Raw genomic sequence first — 19,210 nt, 5'->3', positions numbered from 1 at the left:
GAAAACCCGGCCTAGCGCCGGGTTTTCTTTTGGTCACCCCTCCGCTCCCCGCCGGTACAATGCGCCGGTCGCCGCCCCTGGATACCGCCATGCACCAAGCGCTCGCCGACCTTTACATGCTGACCCTGACGCCCTGGAAGCTGATCGGCCTCCTTGGCACCATCCTGTTCACCGCGCGTTGGTTCGTGCAGTTCTATGCCACGAAGAAGAACAAGCAGGTGACCGTACCGATGTCGTTCTGGTACCTCTCGGTCTGCGGCAGCGTCCTTACCCTGGCGTATTTCATCTGGGGCAAGAACGATTCGGTGGGCATCATCCAGACCGCCTTCCCGATGCTGGTGTCGTTCTACAACGTGTTCGCGCACCTGAAGCATCGCAACGCGAAGGAAGAGGTCAAGCCGGGCGGTCCGGAAGAAACCTGATCCCGGCTCAGTCCGGGTCGTAGTCCAGATAGGGGGCCAGCCAGCGCTCGGCTTCGGTCCGCTCCCAGCCCTTGCGGCGGGCATAGTCGTCCACCTGTTCGCGGGTCATGCGGCCCACCACGAAATACTGGCTGTCCGGGTGCGAGAAATACCAGCCGGATACCGCCGCCGTGGGGTACATGGCGAAGTTGTCGGTGAGCTGCACCGTGGTGTGCGTGGTGGCATCGAGCAGGTCGAACAGGGTGCGCTTCTCGCTGTGCTCGGGGCAGGCGGGATAGCCCGGCGCCGGACGGATGCCGCGATAGGCCTCGGCGATCAGCGAATCGTTGTCCAGCGACTCCTGCGGCTGGTAGCCCCAGAACTCCTTGCGGACCCGCTCGTGCAGGCGCTCGGCGAACGCCTCGGCCAGGCGGTCGGCCAGGGCCTTGAGCAGGATCGACGAATAATCGTCGTGGTCTGCCTCGAAGCGCGCCACGTGTTCATCGATGCCGATGCCTGCGGTGACCGCGAAGCCACCCACCCAGTCCTGCACGCCGCTGTCCTTCGGCGCGATGAAGTCGGCCAGGCAGAAGTCCGGCCGCTCCACGGGCTTGTCCACCTGCTGACGCAGGTGGTGCAACATGGCCATCGGCTTGCGCTTGCCCGTGCCGGGCTCGGCGTACACCTCGATGCTGTCGCCTACCTGGGCCGCGGGCCAGAAGCCGATCACGCCCTTGGCGGTCAGCCACTTCTCCGCGATCAGCCGGTCCAGCATGGCCTGCGCGTCGGCATACAGCTCCGAGGCCTGCGTGCCGACCACCTCGTCGGTGAGGATCGCCGGGAATTTACCGGCCAGCTCCCAGGCGTTGAAGAAGGGCGACCAGTCGACGTAGCGGCGCAGTTCCGCCAGGTCGTAATCGTCGAACACCGTGATGCCGGGTTGACGCGGCTCGGGTGGCGTATACGCGGCCCAGTCGCCCTGGTAACGCTGCGCCCGTGCCTTGGTCAGCGGCACCAGCTGCTTGCCGGTGCCACGGCCCTTGTGACGCTCGCGCACCTCGGCATACTCCGCGCGCACCTTCAGCATGAAGTCGTCGACCAGGTCCTTGCTGACCAGCGACTGCGCCACGCCGACGGCGCGCGAGGCGTCCTTCACCCATACCGTGGGCGACTTGTAGTGCGGCTCGATCCGCAGCGCCGTATGCGCGCGCGAGGTGGTCGCACCGCCGATCATCAGCGGCACGTGGAAATCCTGTCGCTGCATTTCGCGGGCGACCTGGCTCATCTCTTCCAGCGAGGGCGTGATGAGGCCGGACAGGCCGATGATGTCGGCGTTCTCGGCGCGCGCCACGTCTAGGATCTTCTGCGTCGGCACCATCACGCCGAGGTCGATCACCTCGAAGTTGTTGCACTGGAGCACCACGCCGACGATGTTCTTGCCGATGTCGTGCACATCGCCCTTGACCGTCGCCATGATGATCTTGCCGTTGTTCCTGGTGACGTTGCCGGAGAGCTTCTTCTCTTCCTCGATGAAGGGAATCAGGTGGGCCACGGCGCGCTTCATCACGCGCGCGGACTTGACCACCTGCGGCAGGAACATCTTGCCCGCGCCGAACAGGTCGCCGACCACGTTCATGCCGGTCATCAGCGGGCCCTCGATGACGTCGAGCGGACGCGTGGACAGCTGGCGGGCCTCTTCGGTGTCTTCCACCACGTACTGGTCGATGCCGTGCACCAAGGCATGGGTGAGGCGCTCGATCACGGGTTTCTCGCGCCATGCCGCGGTTTCCACCACGGCCTCGGCCTTGCCGCCCTTGTAGCGGTCGGCCACTTCCAGCAGGCGCTCGGTGGCGTCGTCGCGGCGGTTGAGCACCACGTCCTCGACACGCTCGCGCAGTTCCTCGGGCAGGTCGTCGTAGATGGACAAACCGCCGGCATTGACGATGCCCATGTCCATGCCCGCCGCGATGGCGTGGTACAGGAACACGGAGTGGATCGCCTCACGCACCGGGTTGTTGCCGCGGAACGAGAACGACACGTTGGACACGCCGCCGGAGATGTGCGACGACGGGAACCGCCGTTTCAGTTCGCGCGTGGCCTCGATGAAGTCCACGGCGTAGTTGTTGTGTTCCTCGATGCCCGTGGCGATCGCGAAGATATTGGGATCGAAGATGATGTCTTCCGGCGGGAAGTTCACCTCGTTCACCAGCAGCTCGAACGCGCGCGAGCAGATCTCTACCTTGCGCTCTTTCGTGTCGGCCTGGCCCACCTCGTCGAAGGCCATCACGACCACCGCCGCGCCGTACTGGCGCACCTTGCGTGCTTGCTTCAGGAACGGTGCCTCGCCTTCCTTCATCGAGATGGAGTTGACGATGCCCTTGCCCTGCATGCAGCGCAGGCCGGCTTCGATCACGCTCCACTTGGAGGAGTCGACCATGATCGGCACGCGTGCGATGTCGGGCTCGGACGAGATCAGGTTGACGAAGCGCGTCATCGCCGCCTCGGAATCGATCAGGCCCTCGTCCATGTTGATGTCGATGATCTGCGCGCCGTTTTCCACCTGCTGGCGCGCGACGTCCACCGCTTCTTCGTAGCGGCCTTCCTTGATCAGTTTGCGGAACTGCGCCGAGCCGGTGACGTTGGTCCGTTCACCGACATTGATGAAGTTCAGGTCCGGGGTGAGGACCAGCGGCTCGAGGCCGGAGAGGCGGGTGTATCGGATGCTCATGCGGCTTGCGCGATGTCCCTGGTCTGGCGCGGCGGGTAAGGCGCGACCGCGGCGGCGATGGCGGCGATATGCGCCGGCGTGGTGCCGCAACAGCCGCCCACGATGTTGATCAGGCCTTCCTCGGCAAAGCCGCGGATGGTCTCGGCCATGGCTTCGGGACTTTCGTCGTACTCACCGAAGGCATTGGGAAGTCCTGCGTTGGGATGCGTGCTGATGGCGCTGCCGGCGATGCGCGACAGCATCTGCACGTGCGGGCGCAGGTCTTCCGCGCCCAGCGCGCAATTGAGGCCCACCGACAGCGGCTGGATGTGTTCCACCGAATAGAAGAACGCCTCCGCGGTCTGCCCCGACAGCGTGCGGCCGGAGCGGTCGGTGATGGTGCCGGAGATCATCACGGGCAGGCGGGCGCCCAGCTCGTCGAACAGTTCGCTCAGGGCGAACAGCGCGGCTTTCGCATTCAGCGTATCGAAGATGGTCTCGACCATGATGGTGTCGGCGCCGCCTTCGATCAGTGCGCGCGCGGCCTCGACGTAATTCGCCTTGAGCGAATCGAAGTCGATGTTACGGAAGCCCGGGTCGTTCACGTCCGGCGAGATGGACGCCGTGCGGCTGGTGGGGCCGAGCACGCCGATGACGAAGCGCGGCCGGTCCGGGGTGCGCGCGGTCATGGCTTCGCAGGCTTCGCGGGCGATGCGGGCGCCCTCGCGGTTCAGTTCCGGCACGAGGTGCTCGAGGTGGTAATCGGCCTGGCTGACCCGCGTGGCGTTGAACGTGTTGGTCTCGACGAAGTCCGCACCGGCCTCCAGGTAAGCCATGTGCACGCCGCGGATGATTTCCGGCTGGGTCAGCAACAGCAGGTCGTTGTTGCCCTTCAGGTCGCACTCGCCGGGGTGGTCATGGTGGTGCGTATGTGCGCTGTCCAGGCCGCCGGCGAAGCGGTCGCCGCGATAGCCCGCTTCGTCCAGCCGATGGCCCTGCAGCATGGTGCCCATGCCACCGTCGAGGATCATGATGCGTTCGGCCAGCCCCTTGTGGATCAGGGCGACGCGGTCGGGGTGCAGCCAGGGTAGGGCGCTCATGCGGTTCTCCGGGTATCGGGCTTGCGGGCGAGCAGGCTGATGACTTCGAAATGCGGCGCGCGGCGCTCGCGGCTCAGGCGCTCGCAGCTGACCACTTCCAGGCCGGCACCGAGGGCCAGCGCGGTGAGCGATTCGCAGGTGAAGCCCAGGTTGCGGTGGTCGAACGGCTCCACCACGGCGCGGTGATCGTGCTCGCCCAGCGTGGAGGCCAGCACGCGCCCGCCGGGCTTGAGCACACGGGTCACTTCCGCGAATACCGCGTCGGGGCGTTCGGAATAGGTGAGGGCGTGCAGCAGCAGGGCCAGGTCGAAATGCTCGTCGGTCAGGTCCAGCGCGTGCATGTCGCCGGTGCGTACGTCCACGTTGCCGAACGTGCTCAGGCGCTGGCGCGCCGCCTCCACCACGCGGTCGGAGCTGTCGACGCACACGATGGAATGGGCGTGAGGGGCCAGCAACTCCGCCGTGACGCCGTCACCGGAGGCGATGTCCAGCACGTCGCCGGTGGCCAGCAGCTGCAGCAGCGAGCGGGCCAGGGTTTCCCAGGTGCGCCCGGGCGAGTAATGGCGCTCCATGTCGCCGGCCACGGTATCGGCCCAGCCTTCGGCACGCGCGCGCTGCGCCAGCACGGCGGGCAGTCGTTCCGCGTCTTCGCGCAGCAGGGCGTCGCTCAGGGTGTCGCGCAACGAGGCAACGAGCGCCGCCAGGGTGGGGTCGGCTTCGGCGTTGGCGCGGTAGTAGGCCGAGACGCCGGCACGGCGATCGCGCACCAGCTCGGCTTCTTTCAGCTTGGCCAGGTGCGTGGACACGCGTGGCTGGGCCAGGTGCAGCACCGCGGCCAGTTCGGCCACCGTCAGTTCCTCGCGGTCCAGCAGGGCGAGCAGGCGGACGCGCGTCGGGTCGGCCAGCAGTCGCAGCACCGTGGAGGCCGTCGACAGGTCCATCCTGCATCCTTATATCGCGATAGAAAGATGCCTAAGAATGGGGCCCGACCCGGCCAGCGTCAAGACCACATGCTGCAGTGCAGGGCGGCATGTGCTCGAACGACCGTTAGAATGACCGGATTACCACCTCCACCCCCACGATCTGCCGCCCGTGAAGGCCGGCGCGAGGAACCCCCATGGATTTTCGCTTTACCGACGACCAGCTGTCGATCCAGGCCATTGCCCGCGACTTCGCCCAGAAGCGCATCGTTCCCGTTGCGGCCGAACTGGACGCCAAGGGTGAGTTCCCGCTGGAGAACATCCGGGAGATGGGCCAGCTGGGCCTGATGGGTATCGAGGTGCCGGAGGAATACGGCGGCGCGGGCATGGACCCGGTGTCCTACGTGCTCGCCATGGTGGAGATTGCCGCGGCCGACGCCGCCACCTCCACGATCATGTCGGTGAACAATTCGCTGTTCTGCAACGGCATCCTGAAGAACGGTACGGAAGAACAGAAGCAGAAGTACGTGCGCGCCATCGCCTCGGGCGAGGCCATCGGCGCCTATGCGCTGACGGAGCCGCAGTCGGGCTCCGACGCCTCCAACATGCACACGCGCGCCGTGAAGAACGCCGAGGGCGACTGGATCATCAACGGCAAGAAGAGCTGGATCACCTCCGGCCCCGTGGCGCGCTACATCGTGCTGTTCGCGGTCACCACGCCGGGCATGGGCGCCCGCGGCGTGTCCGCGTTCGTCATCGACACCCAGCGCCCGGGCTTCCTTGCCGGCAAGACCGAGCCGAAGCTGGGCATCCGCGCCTCGGCCACCTGCGAGATCGAGTTCCACGACTACATCTGCCCGCAGGAAGACATGCTGGGTGCGGAAGGCAAGGGCTTCGGTATCGCCATGGGCGTGCTGGACGCCGGCCGCATCGGCATCGCGTCGCAGGCGGTGGGTATTTCTCGCGCCGCCTACGAGGCCACGTTGCAGTGGTCGCGCGACCGCAAGGCGTTCGGCCAGCCCATCGGCACGTTCCAGATGACCCAGTCCAAGATCGCCGACATGAAGTGCAAGCTGGACACCTCGCTGCTGCTCACGCTGCGGGCCGCCTGGACCAAGGCGCAGGCCGACAAGAACGGTGGCCGCTTCGGCACCGAGGCCTCGATGGCCAAGCTGGTGGCGTCGGAATCGGCGATGTGGATCACCCACCAGGCCGTACAGATCCATGGCGGCATGGGTTACTCGAAGGAGATGCCGCTGGAGCGGTACTTCCGCGATGCGAAGATCACCGAGATCTACGAGGGCACGAGCGAGATCCAGCGGCTGGTGATTGCGCGGGCGGAGACGGGGTTGCGGTAAGCGTTCGGCTTTTCCGGATCGCGCACATTGCGCACATCGTGCGCTCCTACGTGAAGCGTGGCCGACACGAATGCATGGACGATACGGAAAGGTAGCCGACGGGATCATCCGCGGATAAAGAAAAAGCCCGGCATGCCGGGCTTTTTCGTTTGCAATCGACCTGGGGTTACGGTCGGTCGGTGCCGCGTCGGGGGTCCGAATCGAACGCCCGGACATCACCGACGTTGGGGGCATGCGGGTGGAGGTTGGTCGGGCCGTTCGGGCCTTTGCCACCACCGTTGCCGCCGTGGTCGCCACCGTCCGGATCGTGGTCGCCGTCATGGCCGACGTGCGGCATGTTGTGCGACACCTCGTCCAGCTTGTCGCCCAGCATGCGGCGCACCGAGGTGTAGAACACCGGGATGAGCAGCAGGCCGAGGATCGTGGCGAACAGCATGCCGCCGATCACGCCGGTACCGATGGCATGGCGGGAATTCGCGCCCGCACCCGTGGAGATCGCCAGCGGCAGCACGCCGAGGATGAAGGCCATGGAGGTCATCAGGATGGGGCGCAGTCGCAGGCGGGCGGCTTCGACCACGCTGTCGCGCAGTGTCTTGCCTGCCTGCTGCTGTTCCACCGCGAATTCCACGATCAGGATCGCGTTCTTCGCGGCCAGGCCGATGACGGTGATCATGCCGATCTTGAAGAAGATGTCGTTCGGCAGGCCGCGCAGCATGGAGAACACCACCACGCCCAGCAGACCCAGCGGCACCACCAGCAGCACCGCCACCGGGATCGACCAGCTCTCGTACAGCGCGGCAAGGCACAGGAACACGATGACGATGGACAGCACCATCAGCGCCGTGGCCGAGTTACCCGCCAGCACTTCCTGGTAGGAGGTGCCGGTCCAGTCGAAGCCGAAGCCCTTGCCCAACTTGTCGTTGACGATGCTCTCCATCGTGCTCATGGCCTGGCCGGTGGACGTGCCCGGCGCATTGTTGCCCACGATTTCCACCGCCGAGTAGCCGTTGTAACGGGTGAGGGTCGGGGCCGCCATGGTCCAGTCCGAATGCACCACGGTGGACAGCGGGATCATGCTGCTGTCCGTGGCGGTGGACGCGCTGGCCACGGTGGACGTGGTGCTCGTGGCACCGCTGGCGCTGGCGCTGGAGGCGGCGAGCGTGCTCGGCGTGAAGATGTGCGCGAACGCATCCGTGCCCATGCGGTACGGGGCATCGGCCTGCATCATCACGCGCTTCACGCGTCCGCCGTACTGGAAGTCGTTGATGTACACCGGCGCCAGGGTGAGCTGGATGGCGGTATAGATGTCACTGACCGACAGGCCCATGGTCTGCGCCTGGGTCCGGTCGACCTTCAGCTGCAGCAGCGGAGCATCCTCGAGCGTGTTGGGACGCACGCCCACCAGTGACTTGTCCTGCGCCGCGGCGCCGAGCAACTGGTTGCGCGCCTGGGTCAGTTCGTCGCGCTCCTGGCCGGAGCGGGCCTGCAGGTACATGTCCACGCCGCCGAACTGTGACAGGCCGCGGATGGTCGGCAGGTTGACCACGAACACCGTGGCATCGCGCACGCCCTGCATCTGGCCGTTGGCCTTGCCCAGGAACTCGGGCACGGTGATATCGCGATCGGACCAGTCCTTCATGCGGATGAAGTCCATGCCCACGTTTTCGCCCTGGCCGACGAAGCTGAAGCCCGAAATCTGGAAGACGCCTTCAACTTCCGGATTCTTCAGCAGGATGCCGCGGATCTGCTCCTGCACCTTCTGCGTGCGGGCCAGGCTGGCTCCCGGCGGCAGCTGCACGATGGCCAGCGCATAGCCCTGGTCCTCGTCCGGCACGAAGCTGGACGGCAGCCGTGTATACAGGAAGCCCGTGAGTACGGCGACGGCCACGAACACGATCATCCAGCGTGGACCATGGCGCACGGCCGAGTCGATATGACCGCCGTACTTGTGCGTGGTCCAGTCGAACATCTGGTTGAACTTGCGGTAGACGACGTTCTTCCGCTTTTCCGGTTCGTGCTTGAGCAGCGTGGCGCAAAGGGCCGGCGTGAAGGTCACGGCGAGGAATGCCGAGAAGCCCATGGACACGGCGATGGTCAGCGCGAACTGCTTGTAGATGATGCCCGAGGCGCCCGGCTGCAGCGCGGACGGGATGAACACCGCCGCCAGCACCACGGTGATAGCCACGATGGCGCCGGTGATCTGCCCCATCGCCTTGCGCGTGGCTTCCTTCGGAGGCAGGTGCTCCTCCGACATGATGCGCTCGACGTTCTCGATGACCACGATGGCGTCGTCGACCACGATACCGATGGCCAGCACCATGCCGAACAGGGTGAGCTGGTTGATGGTGAAGCCCAGCGGCGCCAGGCCGATGAACGTACCCAGCAGGGCCACCGGGATGACCAGCGTGGGGATGATGGTCGCGCGGAAGTTCTGCAGGAAGATCAGCATCACCAGGAAGACGAGGATGATCGCCTCCACCAGCGTGTGCGCCACTTCCTCGATCGAGATCACCACGAACTTGGTGGACTCGTACGGGGCGAACCACGTCACGCCGTCCGGGAAGCTCTTGGCCAGCTCGTCCATCTTGGAACGGACGGAGTTGGCCACGTCCAGCGCGTTGGCGCCGGGCAGCAGCTGCACACCGAAGGCACCGGTGGGGATGCCGTTGTACTCGGTGGCGAAGCCGTAATTCTGCGGCCCCAGCTCGACGCGCGCCACGTCCTTCAGGCGAACCACGGTGCCGTCGTTGTTGGCGCGCAGGATGACGTTGGAGAACTCCTCGGCCGAAGTGAAGCGGCCCTCGGCGGACACCGTGGCACTGAAGCCCTGGCCGTTGGTGGCCGGGTCGGTACCCAGCGAGCCCGCGGCGAACTGCACGTTCTGGGCCGACAGGGCGGTGCGCAGGTCGGTGGCGGAGAGGCCGTAGCCGCGCAGCTTGTCCGGATTGAGCCAGACGCGCATGCCGTACTCGGCGCCCAGCTGGCGGGTGCTACCCACGCCGGGCAGACGCGCCACCTGGTCGAGCACGCGCGAGGACACCAGGTCGGTGAGCGCGTTGCTGTCGATCGCCTTGTTGGACGAGGTGAGCGCGATGAACATCAGGAAGTCGGGGTTGGCCTTCGCCACCACGACGCCCTGCTGGGTCACCTCCGAAGGCAGGCGCGGCGTGGCCAGCGACACCTTGTTCTGCACCTGCACCTGAGCGATGTCGGGGTCGGTACCGGTGTCGAAGGTCAGCGTGATCGTGGCCTGGCCTGACGAGCTGGACTGCGAGCTGAAGTAGATCAGGTGGTCGATACCCGTCAGCTGCTGCTCGATCACCTGCGTCACGGTTTTTTCGGTCGTATCCGCGCTCGCACCCGGGTAGGTCGCCGTGACGGTGACCTGGGGGGGAGCGATGTTGGGATACGACTCGATACCCATGTTGAGCAGGGAGATCGTGCCACAAAGGCTGATCAGGATCGCCAGCACCCACGCGAAGATGGGGCGGTCGATGAAGAAACTCGGCATGACGGAACTCCCTTACTGCTGACCGGCCGGCGCGGCGGACGAGCCCGCCTTCGCCGGATCGGCGGCCGGCTGGGCAGGAGACGCCTTGACGGGCGCGTTCTCCTTGGCCTTGGGCACGCCCTGCACGATGATCTTGTCACCCGGCTTCAGGCCACCCGTGACCACCCAGTTGCCGCCCGCGATGCGGTCGGTCTGGATGGGACGGCGGACAGCGGCGGAGTCGATGGTCTGTTCCTTGCCGGTCTGGTCCTTGCTGGTGGCCTTGTCCACGACCAGCACGTACGCCGAGTTGGCGTCGCGCAGCACGGCGGCCTGGGGCACCAGGTAGACGTTGTGCAGGCTGCCCAGGTTGGCCTTCACCGTCACGAACTGGCCCGGCAGCAGGCGCGTGCCCGTGTTGGTGAGCAAGGCGCGGAGGTCGACCGTGCCGGTCTGCGGGTTCACCGTGGCGGAGGAGAAATCCATCGTGCCCTGCTCGCCGAAGTCGCTGCCGTCGGGCAGCTGGATGCTGACCGTGGACTTGTCGGTGTCGCTCAGGGTGACATTGCCCTTGGCGGCGGCGCCGCGCATGGTGTCAAGGTCGCCCACGGACATGTTGAAGTTGACGTAGACCTTGTCGATCTGGTCGACCTGGGTCAGCAGCGTGGTGTCGCCCTGGCCCACCAGGGCACCCTCGGTGACCTGCTGGCGACCGGCGCGGCCGTCGATGGGCGAGACCACGTCGGTGAAGCCGAGGTTGATCCGGGCGGACTGGACGTTGGCCTCGGCCTGCTTCACCGAGGCGTTGCCGGTGCGCTCGTTGGCCTCGGCCGTGTCCAGGTCCTGGCGCGAGATGTAGTTCTTGCCGATCAGCCCGCGCGAGCGATCCGCCGTGGCCTTGTAGTTGGCCGCGGCGGCCTTGGCCGACGAGAGCGCGGCCAACTGGGCGTCGAGCTCGGCGGTCAGCGGCTGCGGGTCGATCTTGAACAGCTTCTGGCCGGCCTTCACGTCGGTGCCTTCGTCGTAAAGGCGGTGCAGCAGGATGCCGGGCACGCGGGCGCGCACGTCGGCGGTGCGGAAGGCCGAGACGCGGCCGACCTGGTCCTGGACCAGCGGAACATCCTGGGGCTGGGCGGTGATGACGCCCACCTCGGGCGGAGGCGGCTGCTGGGGCGCCTCCTGCTTGTGGCAGGCGGCGAGCGCCGCGGTCAGGCCGAAGGCCATGAGGGACGTGCGCAGGGGCAGGGGATTCATGAAAACTCCGTTCCTATTCCAGGTTTCTTGATCTTTCGCGGCCGGTCATCCGTGGGGATGTCGTACGCGTGCATAAATACGGTTACCGCGTGTCGCGCCCAGTCGTCCTGCGCTTCCTGCCCCCGCGCCTGCATCCCGAAGAGCCGCCGGTCGCCCTCCAGGCCGTGAAGCATGGCCAGGAACAGCTCGGCGGCCACCTCCGGGTCGTCCCGGCGCATGCCGCCTGCGTCCATGGCCTCGGCCATGCAACGCGACAGCCGCACGGCGACGGTGCCGATCGCCGTGCGGAAGAAGGTCTTCGCGGCAGCCGGGAAACGGGGCGCCTCGGCGATCAACATTCGGCCCAACGCGACGTGCTCGTGGTCCATCACATACGTGTGGTGCGCCTGTGCCAACGCATACAGGGTGTCGGCCAGACCGCGACTCTCAGGCGCAAGACTCGCGTGCAAGGGGTGGGCGAGCTGTTGAACGGCGGCGTGGAACAGGGTGTCCTTGTTTTCGAAATGGGCGTACACGGTCTGCTTGGAAACGCCGGCTTCGCGAGCCACCGCCCCCATACTGACCCGGTAACCGTCACGCAGGAACAGGGCGCACGCCGCCTGAAGCACCCGCTGCTGATGATCCGACGCGGGGCGTAACTCCAGGTGAGACATCGACCGATTACCTGCTGGACTATACCGTCCAGTTTAGTATCTGCTTCGGACCAGCGTCAACGGGCAGCCGGGCCATTCGCGGGCGAATTGCTGCGTCGCAGCTTGGCCCGCATGAGGCGCCGTTGCCCGCTGGAGCGAAAGCTGTCCAGGCAGGATGTCGCGATGCAGTGAAAAAGCGCGTTGCCAAGGCAAACCTGCGGTGTGGCTACATGCCCTGCGTGGGCGCTATGCTTTCACGGATTTCCTTCCCGTCCCCACATCGATATCCGCCCATGAATGCGATTCGCACCGCCGAAAGCGGCCAGTTCGAAGCCCTCGTCTTCGCTGAACTGAAGAAGATCGACTACCCCGCGGAGCGCCTCGATGAGGCGCACTTTTTTATCCAAGCCTTTTTCGAGCGCATCGCGCCGGCCGACCACGCGCTGCACGCGCCGGATCGCTGGGCCGCGCTGATCGCCGACCTGTTGTCGTTCGCCCGTGAGCGCACGCCGGGCAAGGCCAAGGTCCGTGTCTACAACCCGGGTCTCTCGGGCACGCGCGCCGTGGTCGAGGTCGTTACCGACGACATGCCGTTCCTGGTCGATACCGTGTCGATGGTCGCCGCCACGCACGCCGACGTGCACGCCATCATCCATCCCGTGGTGCCGGTGCTGCGTTCGGCCACCGGCGTGCTCGAGGCGATCGGCCGCGGCACGACCACCGAGTCGATCATGCGCTTCGAGATCGACCGCATCGACGACACCGAACTGGACACGCTCAAGTCCCACGTCGAATCGGCCCTGTCCGATGTGCGCGAATCGGTGGACGACTGGCGTGCCATGCGCGGCAAGATGAACGAGATCGCCGACGACCTGGGCCGTCGCTCCCTGCCGTATACGGCCGAGGAAGTAAGCGAGGCCAGCGATTTCCTGCGCTGGGTCGCCGACGACCATTTCACCTTCATGGGCTATCGCGAGTACGAGGTGGCGCCGGGACAGGGCGACGACGTGCTCAAGACGGTCGAGGGCTCCGGCCTGGGCATCCTGCGCACGGCGGAACGCTCGCTGGCGCCGCGCTCGCTGCGCACCCTGGTGGCCAGCGAACTGCCGCGCTCGGGTGCCACCGACGCCATCATCCTGACCAAGACCAACGCGCGCTCGCCCATCCACCGCGCGGGCTACATGGATTACATCGGCGTCCTCAAGTTCGACGACGCGGGCCGCCCGGTGGCGGAGCAGCGCTTCCTCGGCCTGTTCTCGTCCAACGCGTACATGGCCCATCCGCAGCACGTGCCGCTGGTGCGCGACAAATGCGAAGCGGTGATGACCCGTTCGGGCCTCAAGCGCGATTCCCACTCGGGCAAGGCGCTGCGCCACATCCTCGACACGCTGCCGCGCGAAGAACTGTTCCAGTGCAGCACCGATGAACTCTACGCGCTGTCAACCGGCTTGCTCGAACTGGCCCAGCGCACGCGCACGCGCCTGTTCATCCGCCGCGACAGCTACGGCCGCTTCTTCTCGTGCCTGGTGTTCGTCCCGCGCGATCGTTTCAACACCAGCGTGCGCGAGCGCGTGGAAAACGTGCTGCGCGAAGCCTTCCATGGCGAGCACGTGGACTCCGCGGTGCTGATGGGCGAAGCCGCCCTGGTGCGCCTGCACGTGGTGGTACGCCCGCGCATCGGCGATCACCCGGTCTACGATGCCGCGCGCATCGAGGCGCAGATCACCGCCATCGCGCGCAACTGGCACGACGACCTGCGCGATCGCCTGATCGAGAAGACCGGCGAACAGGAAGGCATCATCCTGGCCAACCGCTACGGCAAGCTGCTGCCGGCCGGCTACGTCGACGAGGTGTCCCCGCAGGTGGCCGCCGCCGACGTACGCGCGCTGGCGGGGCTGGATGGCCCCGACGCCATCAGCATGTCGTTCTACCACCCGCCGCATCGGCCGGAAGAGCTGCGCTTCAAGGTCTACCGCTCCGGTTCCGACATCGCGTTGTCCGAGGTACTGCCGCAGCTGGAAAACCTGGGCCTGCGCGTACTCACCGAGCACATGTACGAGGTTCGGGTCGGCGACAGCCTGTTGTACATCCAGGATTTCGAAGTGCAGCCCGTCGGCCGGCTGGCATTCGACGTGGCCCAGGTGGGCACCTTGTTCGAAGATGCCTTCGAGCAGATCTGGCGCGGCAATGCCGAGAACGATGGCTTCAACCGCCTCGTGCTGGGCGCGAAACTCGGCTGGCGCCAGGTCGCGGTGCTGCGCAGCTACACCAAGTACCTCCTGCAGACGGGCGTGGCGTTCTCGCAGGCGTACATGGAAGACGCGCTCAACCGCTACCCGGCCATCGCCGGCCTGATCGTCGAGCTGTTCAACGCGCGCTTCGACCCACGTCGAGAGCACCTCGACGGCGCCGAGCGCGCCACCGCCGAGGCGATGCTCTCGCACGAGATGCACACGCTGATCGGCGAGGACACGCTGTCCGCCCATCCCGGCCTGATCGACACGCTGGTGGCGTCGCTGTCGCGCTCGCGAGACGAGCAGGCCGCCGGTATCGAGGAGGCCATCAACGCGCTGCTGGACAACGTGTCCAGCCTCGACGAAGACCGCATCCTGCGCAGCTACCTGGCCCTGGTCCACGCGACGCTGCGCACCAGCTTCTTCCAGTCGTGGGACGGCGTGTTCCGTCCGTACATCAGCTTCAAGTTCGATTCGCACCAGGTGCCCGACCTGCCCAAGCCGGTGCCGTTCCGCGAGATCTTCGTGTACGCGCCGCGCGTGGAAGGCATCCACCTGCGTTTCGGTGCGGTGGCGCGTGGCGGCCTGCGCTGGTCGGATCGCCGCGAGGATTTCCGCACGGAGGTGCTGGGCCTGGTGAAGGCGCAGATGGTGAAGAACACCGTCATCGTGCCGGTCGGTTCCAAGGGCGGTTTCTTCGTCAAGCGGCCGCCGGCGAGTGCCGATCGCGATGCGCAGCTGGCCGAGGGTATCGCCTGCTATCGCATGTTCATCAACGGGCTGCTGGACATCACCGACAACCTCGTCGAGGGTGCCGTGGTGCCGCCGCACGATGTGGTTCGCCACGACCAGGACGACCCCTACCTGGTGGTCGCCGCGGACAAGGGCACGGCCACCTTCTCGGACATCGCCAACGCCATTTCCACGGAGCACGGCTTCTGGCTGGACGACGCGTTCGCCTCCGGCGGTTCCAACGGCTACGACCACAAGGGCATGGGCATCACGGCCAAGGGCGCGTGGGAGTCGGTCAAGCGCCACTTCCGGGCCATGGGTCGTGATTGCCAGACCGAGGATTTCACCGTGGTCGGCGTGGGCGACATGTCGGGCGACGTGTTCGGCAACGGCATGCTGCTGTCGCGGAAGATTCGCCTGCTGGCCGCCTTCGATCACCGCCACATCTTCCTCGATCCGAATCCGGATGCCGCGACCTCGTTCGCCGAGCGCGAGCGCATGTTCGCCCTGCCGCGTTCCTCGTGGGCCGACTACGACACCTCGCTGATCTCGGCGGGCGGCGGCGTCTGGCCGCGCACGGCCAAGTCCATTCCCGTGTCGGCGGAGATCAAGGCGGTGCTCGGCATCCGCAGCGAGGCCACCCACATGGCCCCGACCGACCTGCTTTCGGCGATCCTGAAGGCCCCCGTGGACCTGCTCTGGAACGGCGGTATCGGCACCTACGTCAAGGCGGCCAGCGAGACGCATGCGGATGTCGGCGACCGCGCCAACAACGCACTGCGTGTCAACGGCAACGAACTGCGCTGCAAGGTGGTGGGCGAGGGCGGCAACCTGGGTATGACCCAGAAAGGCCGCATCGAAGCCGGCCAGGCCGGCGTGCTGCTCAACACCGACTTCATCGACAACTCCGCCGGCGTGGACACCTCGGACCACGAGGTCAACATCAAGATACTGCTCAACGATGCCGTGCAGCGCGGCGAGCTGACCTTCGAGGGCCGCAACCGCCAGCTGGCGGAAATGACCGATGAAGTGGGCCGCCTCGTGCTGTGGGACAACTACCGGCAGAACCAGGCGATCACCGTGATGGAGCACCAGTCGGTGCGCCGCCTGGGTTCGATGGCGCACTTCATCAGCACGCTGGAAGCGGAAGGCATGCTCGATCGCGCGGTCGAGTCGCTGCCCACCGCGGCCGAGCTGGCCGAGCGCAAGCTGCGTGGCCAGGGCCTCACCCGTCCTGAACTGTCGGTGCTGCTGTCGTACGACAAGATTCGCCTGTTCCAGCAGTTGCTGGAATCGGATGTCCCCGAAGACCCGTACCTGTCGCGCGAGCTGGTGCGCTATTTCCCGCTGCCCCTGCACGAGAAGTACGCCGAGCACATGCAGCGCCATCGCCTGAAGCGCGAGATCATCGCCACCGCGGTGACCAACTCGACGATCAACCGCATGGGCGCCACGTTCATGATGCGGATGCAGGAAGACACGGGCCACGGCCCGGCGTCCATCGCCAAGGCCTACACCGCCGCCCGCGAGATCCTGGATGCGCGCGAGCTGTGGGCCGAGATCGAGAAGTTGGACGGCGCAGTGGCCGAGGACACGCAGATCGACGCGATCCTGCATATCTGGTCGCTGCTGCGTCACCTGACCCGCTGGCTGCTCAACCGCCCGGGCGGCACACTGGATATCGCCGCCAACGTGGATCGCTTCGCCAACGAGGTGACGGTGCTGCGCAAGGCCTTGCCCGATGCGCTCACGGACACCGGTCGTGGCGATTTCGACGCCAGTCGGGAGAAGTGGGAAGGCCTGGGCGTTCCCGACACCCTGGCGGTACGCCTGGCCCGGGTGCCGGTGCTGCGTGCGGCGCTGGACATGGTCGAGGTATCCAAGCAGAGCGGCAAGGACATGGCCGCCGTGGCGCATGTGTTCTACGAGCTGGCCGAGGTGCTGGACCTGGAATGGCTGCGCGGCCAGATCGAGGCGCTGCCGGTCGAAGGCGCATGGCACGCGCAGGCCCGTGGTTCCCTGCTGGACGAGCTCAACGCCCAGCATCGCGCCCTGGCCCTGCAGGTGCTCTCGGTCGCCGGCGATCGCACGGATGTCAGCCCAGTGCAGGCCTGGCTGCAGCGTGACGATGCCACGCTGAAATACACCCGCGCCATGCTGGCGGAGATCCTGACCCAGAACGCCGACTACCCGATCGCTTCGGTCGCCGTCCGCCGCCTGGCCCAGCTGGCGCAGATTCCGGTGTAAGCGATGTGGTCGCCGCCTCATGGCCGGCGACCACGCGGTTCTGTGGCGGCATCTCCAGCGGCCTGGCGGCCGCATCGCCGACATCGTCGGCTCCTACCCAGTCACCGCGATGCCTTGATGCCTTATCGCCGACATCGTCGGCTCCTACACAGGCACCGCGATGCCTTGTAGGAGCCGACGATGTCGGCGATCCCGCGTCCGCGGGCAATCCGCCGCACCCAACCATCCCGCCACACCCCAACGCCCACCATCCACCCCGCAACACCCCGGCCTATCCGTCCGCCGCATTTAGGGACTAAGCTCCGCACTGGATATGGAACCCCTTTTCCCATGCGCCTAGCCTTTGTCGCCAGCGAAACCGATGTGGCCCAGCGCGCCCGTGCGGCGCTGGTCAAACGCTACAAGGGCGTGGCGCCCGAAGACGCCGAGATCGTGGTCTCGCTCGGCGGCGACGGCTTCATGCTGCGCACGCTGCACGCCCATCGCACCCTCGGCCTGCCTTTCTACGGCATGAAGCTCGGTCGCCTGGGCTTCCTGATGAACCAGCATGACCTCGACCAGTTGCCTGAGCGTATCGAACGGGCGCACCCCGCCGTGCTCCATCCCCTCGAGATGCACACCACCTGCTGCGACGGTACGGAGCATCGCGCCCTGGCCTTCAACGAAGTGGCGCTGTTGCGCCAGAGCAACCAGGCGGCCCACCTGACGGTCAGTCTCAACGGCGACCTGAAGCTCGACGAACTCGTCTGCGACGGCGTGCTCGTCTGCACCCCGGCCGGTTCCACGGCGTACAACCTCTCCGCGCACGGTCCCATCCTGCCGCTCGACGCCAACGTGCTGGCCATGACGCCGATCAGTCCGTTCCGTCCACGGCGCTGGCGCGGCGCCATCCTGCCGCACGCCACGCGCGTCACCCTGCATACCAAGGATCCGAACAAGCGCCCGATCAGCGCGACGGCGGATTTCCACGAGGTGCGCGACGTCAAGTCGGTGGAGATCAAGCAATCGCGGCGCAACGCGGTGCGCCTGCTGTTCGACCCCGAACACAACCTCCAGCAACGCATCCTCGACGAACAATTCGCCCCCTGATCCCCACCCGCTCCGCGTAGGTAGGAGCGCACGATGTGCGCGAAAACAAAGCGCCACAGCGCCCGACCCACGTAAATCACACATCCCCAAACCCACCATGACCCATGCCCCCCAAGACGCCACCAACGCCCACGCCGAAAGCGCCATAAGCGACAACCGCCTCGTCGTCGCCATCTCGTCGCGTGCGTTGTTCGACATGGAAGACAGCCACGACCTGTTCGAGCGCGACGGCCTGGATGCCTACCGCGCCTTCCAGATCGAGCACGAAGACGACCTGCTGAAACCGGGCGTGGCCTTCCCGCTGGTGCAGAAGCTGCTCGGCCTGAACGCGCTGTCCGGCAATGTGCCCCCGGTGGAGGTCATCCTGCTGTCGCGCAACTCGGGTGATACCGGCCTGCGCATCTTCAACGCGATCCAGCACTACAAGCTGGGCATCTCGCGTGCCGCCTTCACCAGCGGCGCGCCGACGTCCGATTACATCGCGCCGTTCCGCGCCGACCTGTTCCTCTCCGCCAATGCGGAGGATGTGGGTCGTGCGCTGCGTGCCGGTGTCGCCGCCGCGACGATCCTGCCGTCCACGGCCCCGCAGCGCTCCCGCGAGCAGCTGCGCATCGCCTTCGACGGTGACGCGGTGATCTTTGGCGACGAAGGCGAGCGGGTATCCAAGGAACAGGGTCTGGACGCATTCCATCGCAGCGAATCCGAACTATGGGCCGAGCCACTGTCGGGCGGCCCGTTCCGTGGCTTCCTGGCTGCACTGCATCGTCTGCAGGCGGCGTTTCCCGCCGAGACCTCGCCGATCCGCACGGCACTGGTCACCGCCCGCTCCGCGCCCGCGCACAAGCGCGTGATCCTCACGCTACGCCGGTGGGGCGTGCGCATCGACGAAGCGTTGTTCCTTGGTGGCCGCGACAAGGGCCCGTTCCTGGACGCGTTCGGCGCCGACATCTTTTTCGATGACTCCCCGGCCAACGTGGAGTCGGCCCGGCGGCACGTGGCCACCGGGCACGTGCCGCACGGCGTTTCCAATCCCTAGACGCAGGGCG

Annotated in this window: 11 protein-coding genes; 5 read left to right on the top strand and 6 right to left on the bottom strand. The window is 66.4% G+C overall.

Going from position 1 to position 19,210, the window contains the following annotated elements; translation table 11 throughout:
• The first annotated feature begins 89 nt into the window (after positions 1–89).
• A complete protein-coding gene (locus FA89_RS18645; RefSeq protein ID WP_036143140.1) occupies positions 90–422 on the top strand; it encodes a lipid-A-disaccharide synthase N-terminal domain-containing protein in 333 nt (110 codons plus the stop codon).
• Between the two features lie 7 nt (positions 423–429).
• Here FA89_RS18645 and metH read toward each other — a convergent pair whose 3' ends face one another.
• Genes metH through FA89_RS18630 form a run of 3 tightly spaced genes read right to left on the bottom strand, consistent with a single transcriptional unit; the run spans position 430 to position 5,149 of the window.
• Positions 430–3,129, bottom strand: a complete 2,700-nt coding sequence (gene metH / locus FA89_RS18640) for a methionine synthase (protein ID WP_036143138.1) — start codon at positions 3,127–3,129, stop codon at positions 430–432.
• A complete protein-coding gene (locus tag FA89_RS18635; RefSeq protein ID WP_036143137.1) occupies positions 3,126–4,208 on the bottom strand; it encodes a homocysteine S-methyltransferase family protein in 1,083 nt (360 codons plus the stop codon). Before FA89_RS18635 ends, metH begins: the two co-directional genes overlap by 4 nt.
• Positions 4,205–5,149 carry an ArsR/SmtB family transcription factor gene (locus FA89_RS18630; protein ID WP_036143135.1) on the bottom strand — a complete coding sequence of 315 codons (945 nt, stop codon included), beginning with the start codon at positions 5,147–5,149 and terminating at the stop codon, positions 4,205–4,207. The genes FA89_RS18635 and FA89_RS18630 overlap by 4 nt, the downstream gene beginning before the upstream one ends.
• A gap of 176 nt (positions 5,150–5,325) precedes the next feature.
• Between FA89_RS18630 and FA89_RS18625 the strand changes: the two genes are divergently transcribed.
• Positions 5,326–6,486 carry an acyl-CoA dehydrogenase family protein gene (locus FA89_RS18625; RefSeq protein WP_036143133.1) on the top strand — a complete coding sequence of 387 codons (1,161 nt, stop codon included), beginning with the start codon at positions 5,326–5,328 and terminating at the stop codon, positions 6,484–6,486.
• 166 nt (positions 6,487–6,652) lie between these two features.
• On the opposite strand, the gene FA89_RS18620 is transcribed toward FA89_RS18625, so the two are convergent.
• Genes FA89_RS18620 through FA89_RS18610 form a run of 3 tightly spaced genes read right to left on the bottom strand, consistent with a single transcriptional unit; the run spans position 6,653 to position 11,883 of the window.
• Complete coding sequence (locus FA89_RS18620) at positions 6,653–9,997, bottom strand: multidrug efflux RND transporter permease subunit (protein WP_081916759.1); 3,345 nt, start codon at positions 9,995–9,997, stop codon at positions 6,653–6,655.
• Positions 9,998–10,009: 12 nt separating this feature from the next.
• Positions 10,010–11,230 (bottom strand): efflux RND transporter periplasmic adaptor subunit, encoded by a 1,221-nt coding sequence (locus FA89_RS18615; protein WP_036143131.1) that lies wholly within the window; start codon positions 11,228–11,230, stop codon positions 10,010–10,012.
• Positions 11,227–11,883: a TetR/AcrR family transcriptional regulator gene (locus FA89_RS18610; protein ID WP_036143130.1), complete on the bottom strand. Its 657-nt coding sequence runs from the start codon at positions 11,881–11,883 to the stop codon at positions 11,227–11,229. Before FA89_RS18610 ends, FA89_RS18615 begins: the two co-directional genes overlap by 4 nt.
• A 272-nt stretch (positions 11,884–12,155) precedes the next feature.
• Between FA89_RS18610 and FA89_RS18605 the strand changes: the two genes are divergently transcribed.
• From FA89_RS18605 to FA89_RS18595, 3 genes are all read left to right on the top strand, one after another.
• Positions 12,156–17,075: an NAD-glutamate dehydrogenase gene (locus tag FA89_RS18605; RefSeq protein ID WP_036143128.1), complete on the top strand. Its 4,920-nt coding sequence runs from the start codon at positions 12,156–12,158 to the stop codon at positions 17,073–17,075.
• Between the two features lie 330 nt (positions 17,076–17,405).
• On the top strand, positions 17,406–18,164 hold the full coding sequence (locus tag FA89_RS18600; protein ID WP_036143126.1) for an NAD kinase: 759 nt from the start codon (positions 17,406–17,408) through the stop codon (positions 18,162–18,164).
• Positions 18,165–18,261: 97 nt separating this feature from the next.
• Entirely contained in the window at positions 18,262–19,200 is a 939-nt protein-coding gene (locus FA89_RS18595; protein WP_036143124.1) for a 5'-nucleotidase, read from the top strand.
• Positions 19,201–19,210: the final 10 nt, after the last annotated feature.

The organism is Luteibacter sp. 9135 (genome assembly GCF_000745005.1).
In the GTDB taxonomy this organism is placed as follows: domain Bacteria; phylum Pseudomonadota; class Gammaproteobacteria; order Xanthomonadales; family Rhodanobacteraceae; genus Luteibacter.
The sequence above is the reverse complement of the archived record's forward strand: the minus strand, read 5'-3'. Positions and strand labels throughout refer to the sequence as shown.

What these genes read in the sequence shown, in the direction of transcription:
- FA89_RS18645 (WP_036143140.1), top strand. Translation starts at nt 90, where the DNA reads ATGCACCAAGCGCTCGCCGACCTTTACATGCTGACCCTGACGCCCTGG.
- metH (WP_036143138.1), bottom strand. Translation starts at nt 3,129, where the DNA reads ATGAGCATCCGATACACCCGCCTCTCCGGCCTCGAGCCGCTGGTCCTC.
- FA89_RS18635 (WP_036143137.1), bottom strand. Translation starts at nt 4,208, where the DNA reads ATGAGCGCCCTACCCTGGCTGCACCCCGACCGCGTCGCCCTGATCCAC.
- FA89_RS18630 (WP_036143135.1), bottom strand. Translation starts at nt 5,149, where the DNA reads ATGGACCTGTCGACGGCCTCCACGGTGCTGCGACTGCTGGCCGACCCG.
- FA89_RS18625 (WP_036143133.1), top strand. Translation starts at nt 5,326, where the DNA reads ATGGATTTTCGCTTTACCGACGACCAGCTGTCGATCCAGGCCATTGCC.
- FA89_RS18620 (WP_081916759.1), bottom strand. Translation starts at nt 9,997, where the DNA reads ATGCCGAGTTTCTTCATCGACCGCCCCATCTTCGCGTGGGTGCTGGCG.
- FA89_RS18615 (WP_036143131.1), bottom strand. Translation starts at nt 11,230, where the DNA reads ATGAATCCCCTGCCCCTGCGCACGTCCCTCATGGCCTTCGGCCTGACC.
- FA89_RS18610 (WP_036143130.1), bottom strand. Translation starts at nt 11,883, where the DNA reads ATGTCTCACCTGGAGTTACGCCCCGCGTCGGATCATCAGCAGCGGGTG.
- FA89_RS18605 (WP_036143128.1), top strand. Translation starts at nt 12,156, where the DNA reads ATGAATGCGATTCGCACCGCCGAAAGCGGCCAGTTCGAAGCCCTCGTC.
- FA89_RS18600 (WP_036143126.1), top strand. Translation starts at nt 17,406, where the DNA reads ATGCGCCTAGCCTTTGTCGCCAGCGAAACCGATGTGGCCCAGCGCGCC.
- FA89_RS18595 (WP_036143124.1), top strand. Translation starts at nt 18,262, where the DNA reads ATGACCCATGCCCCCCAAGACGCCACCAACGCCCACGCCGAAAGCGCC.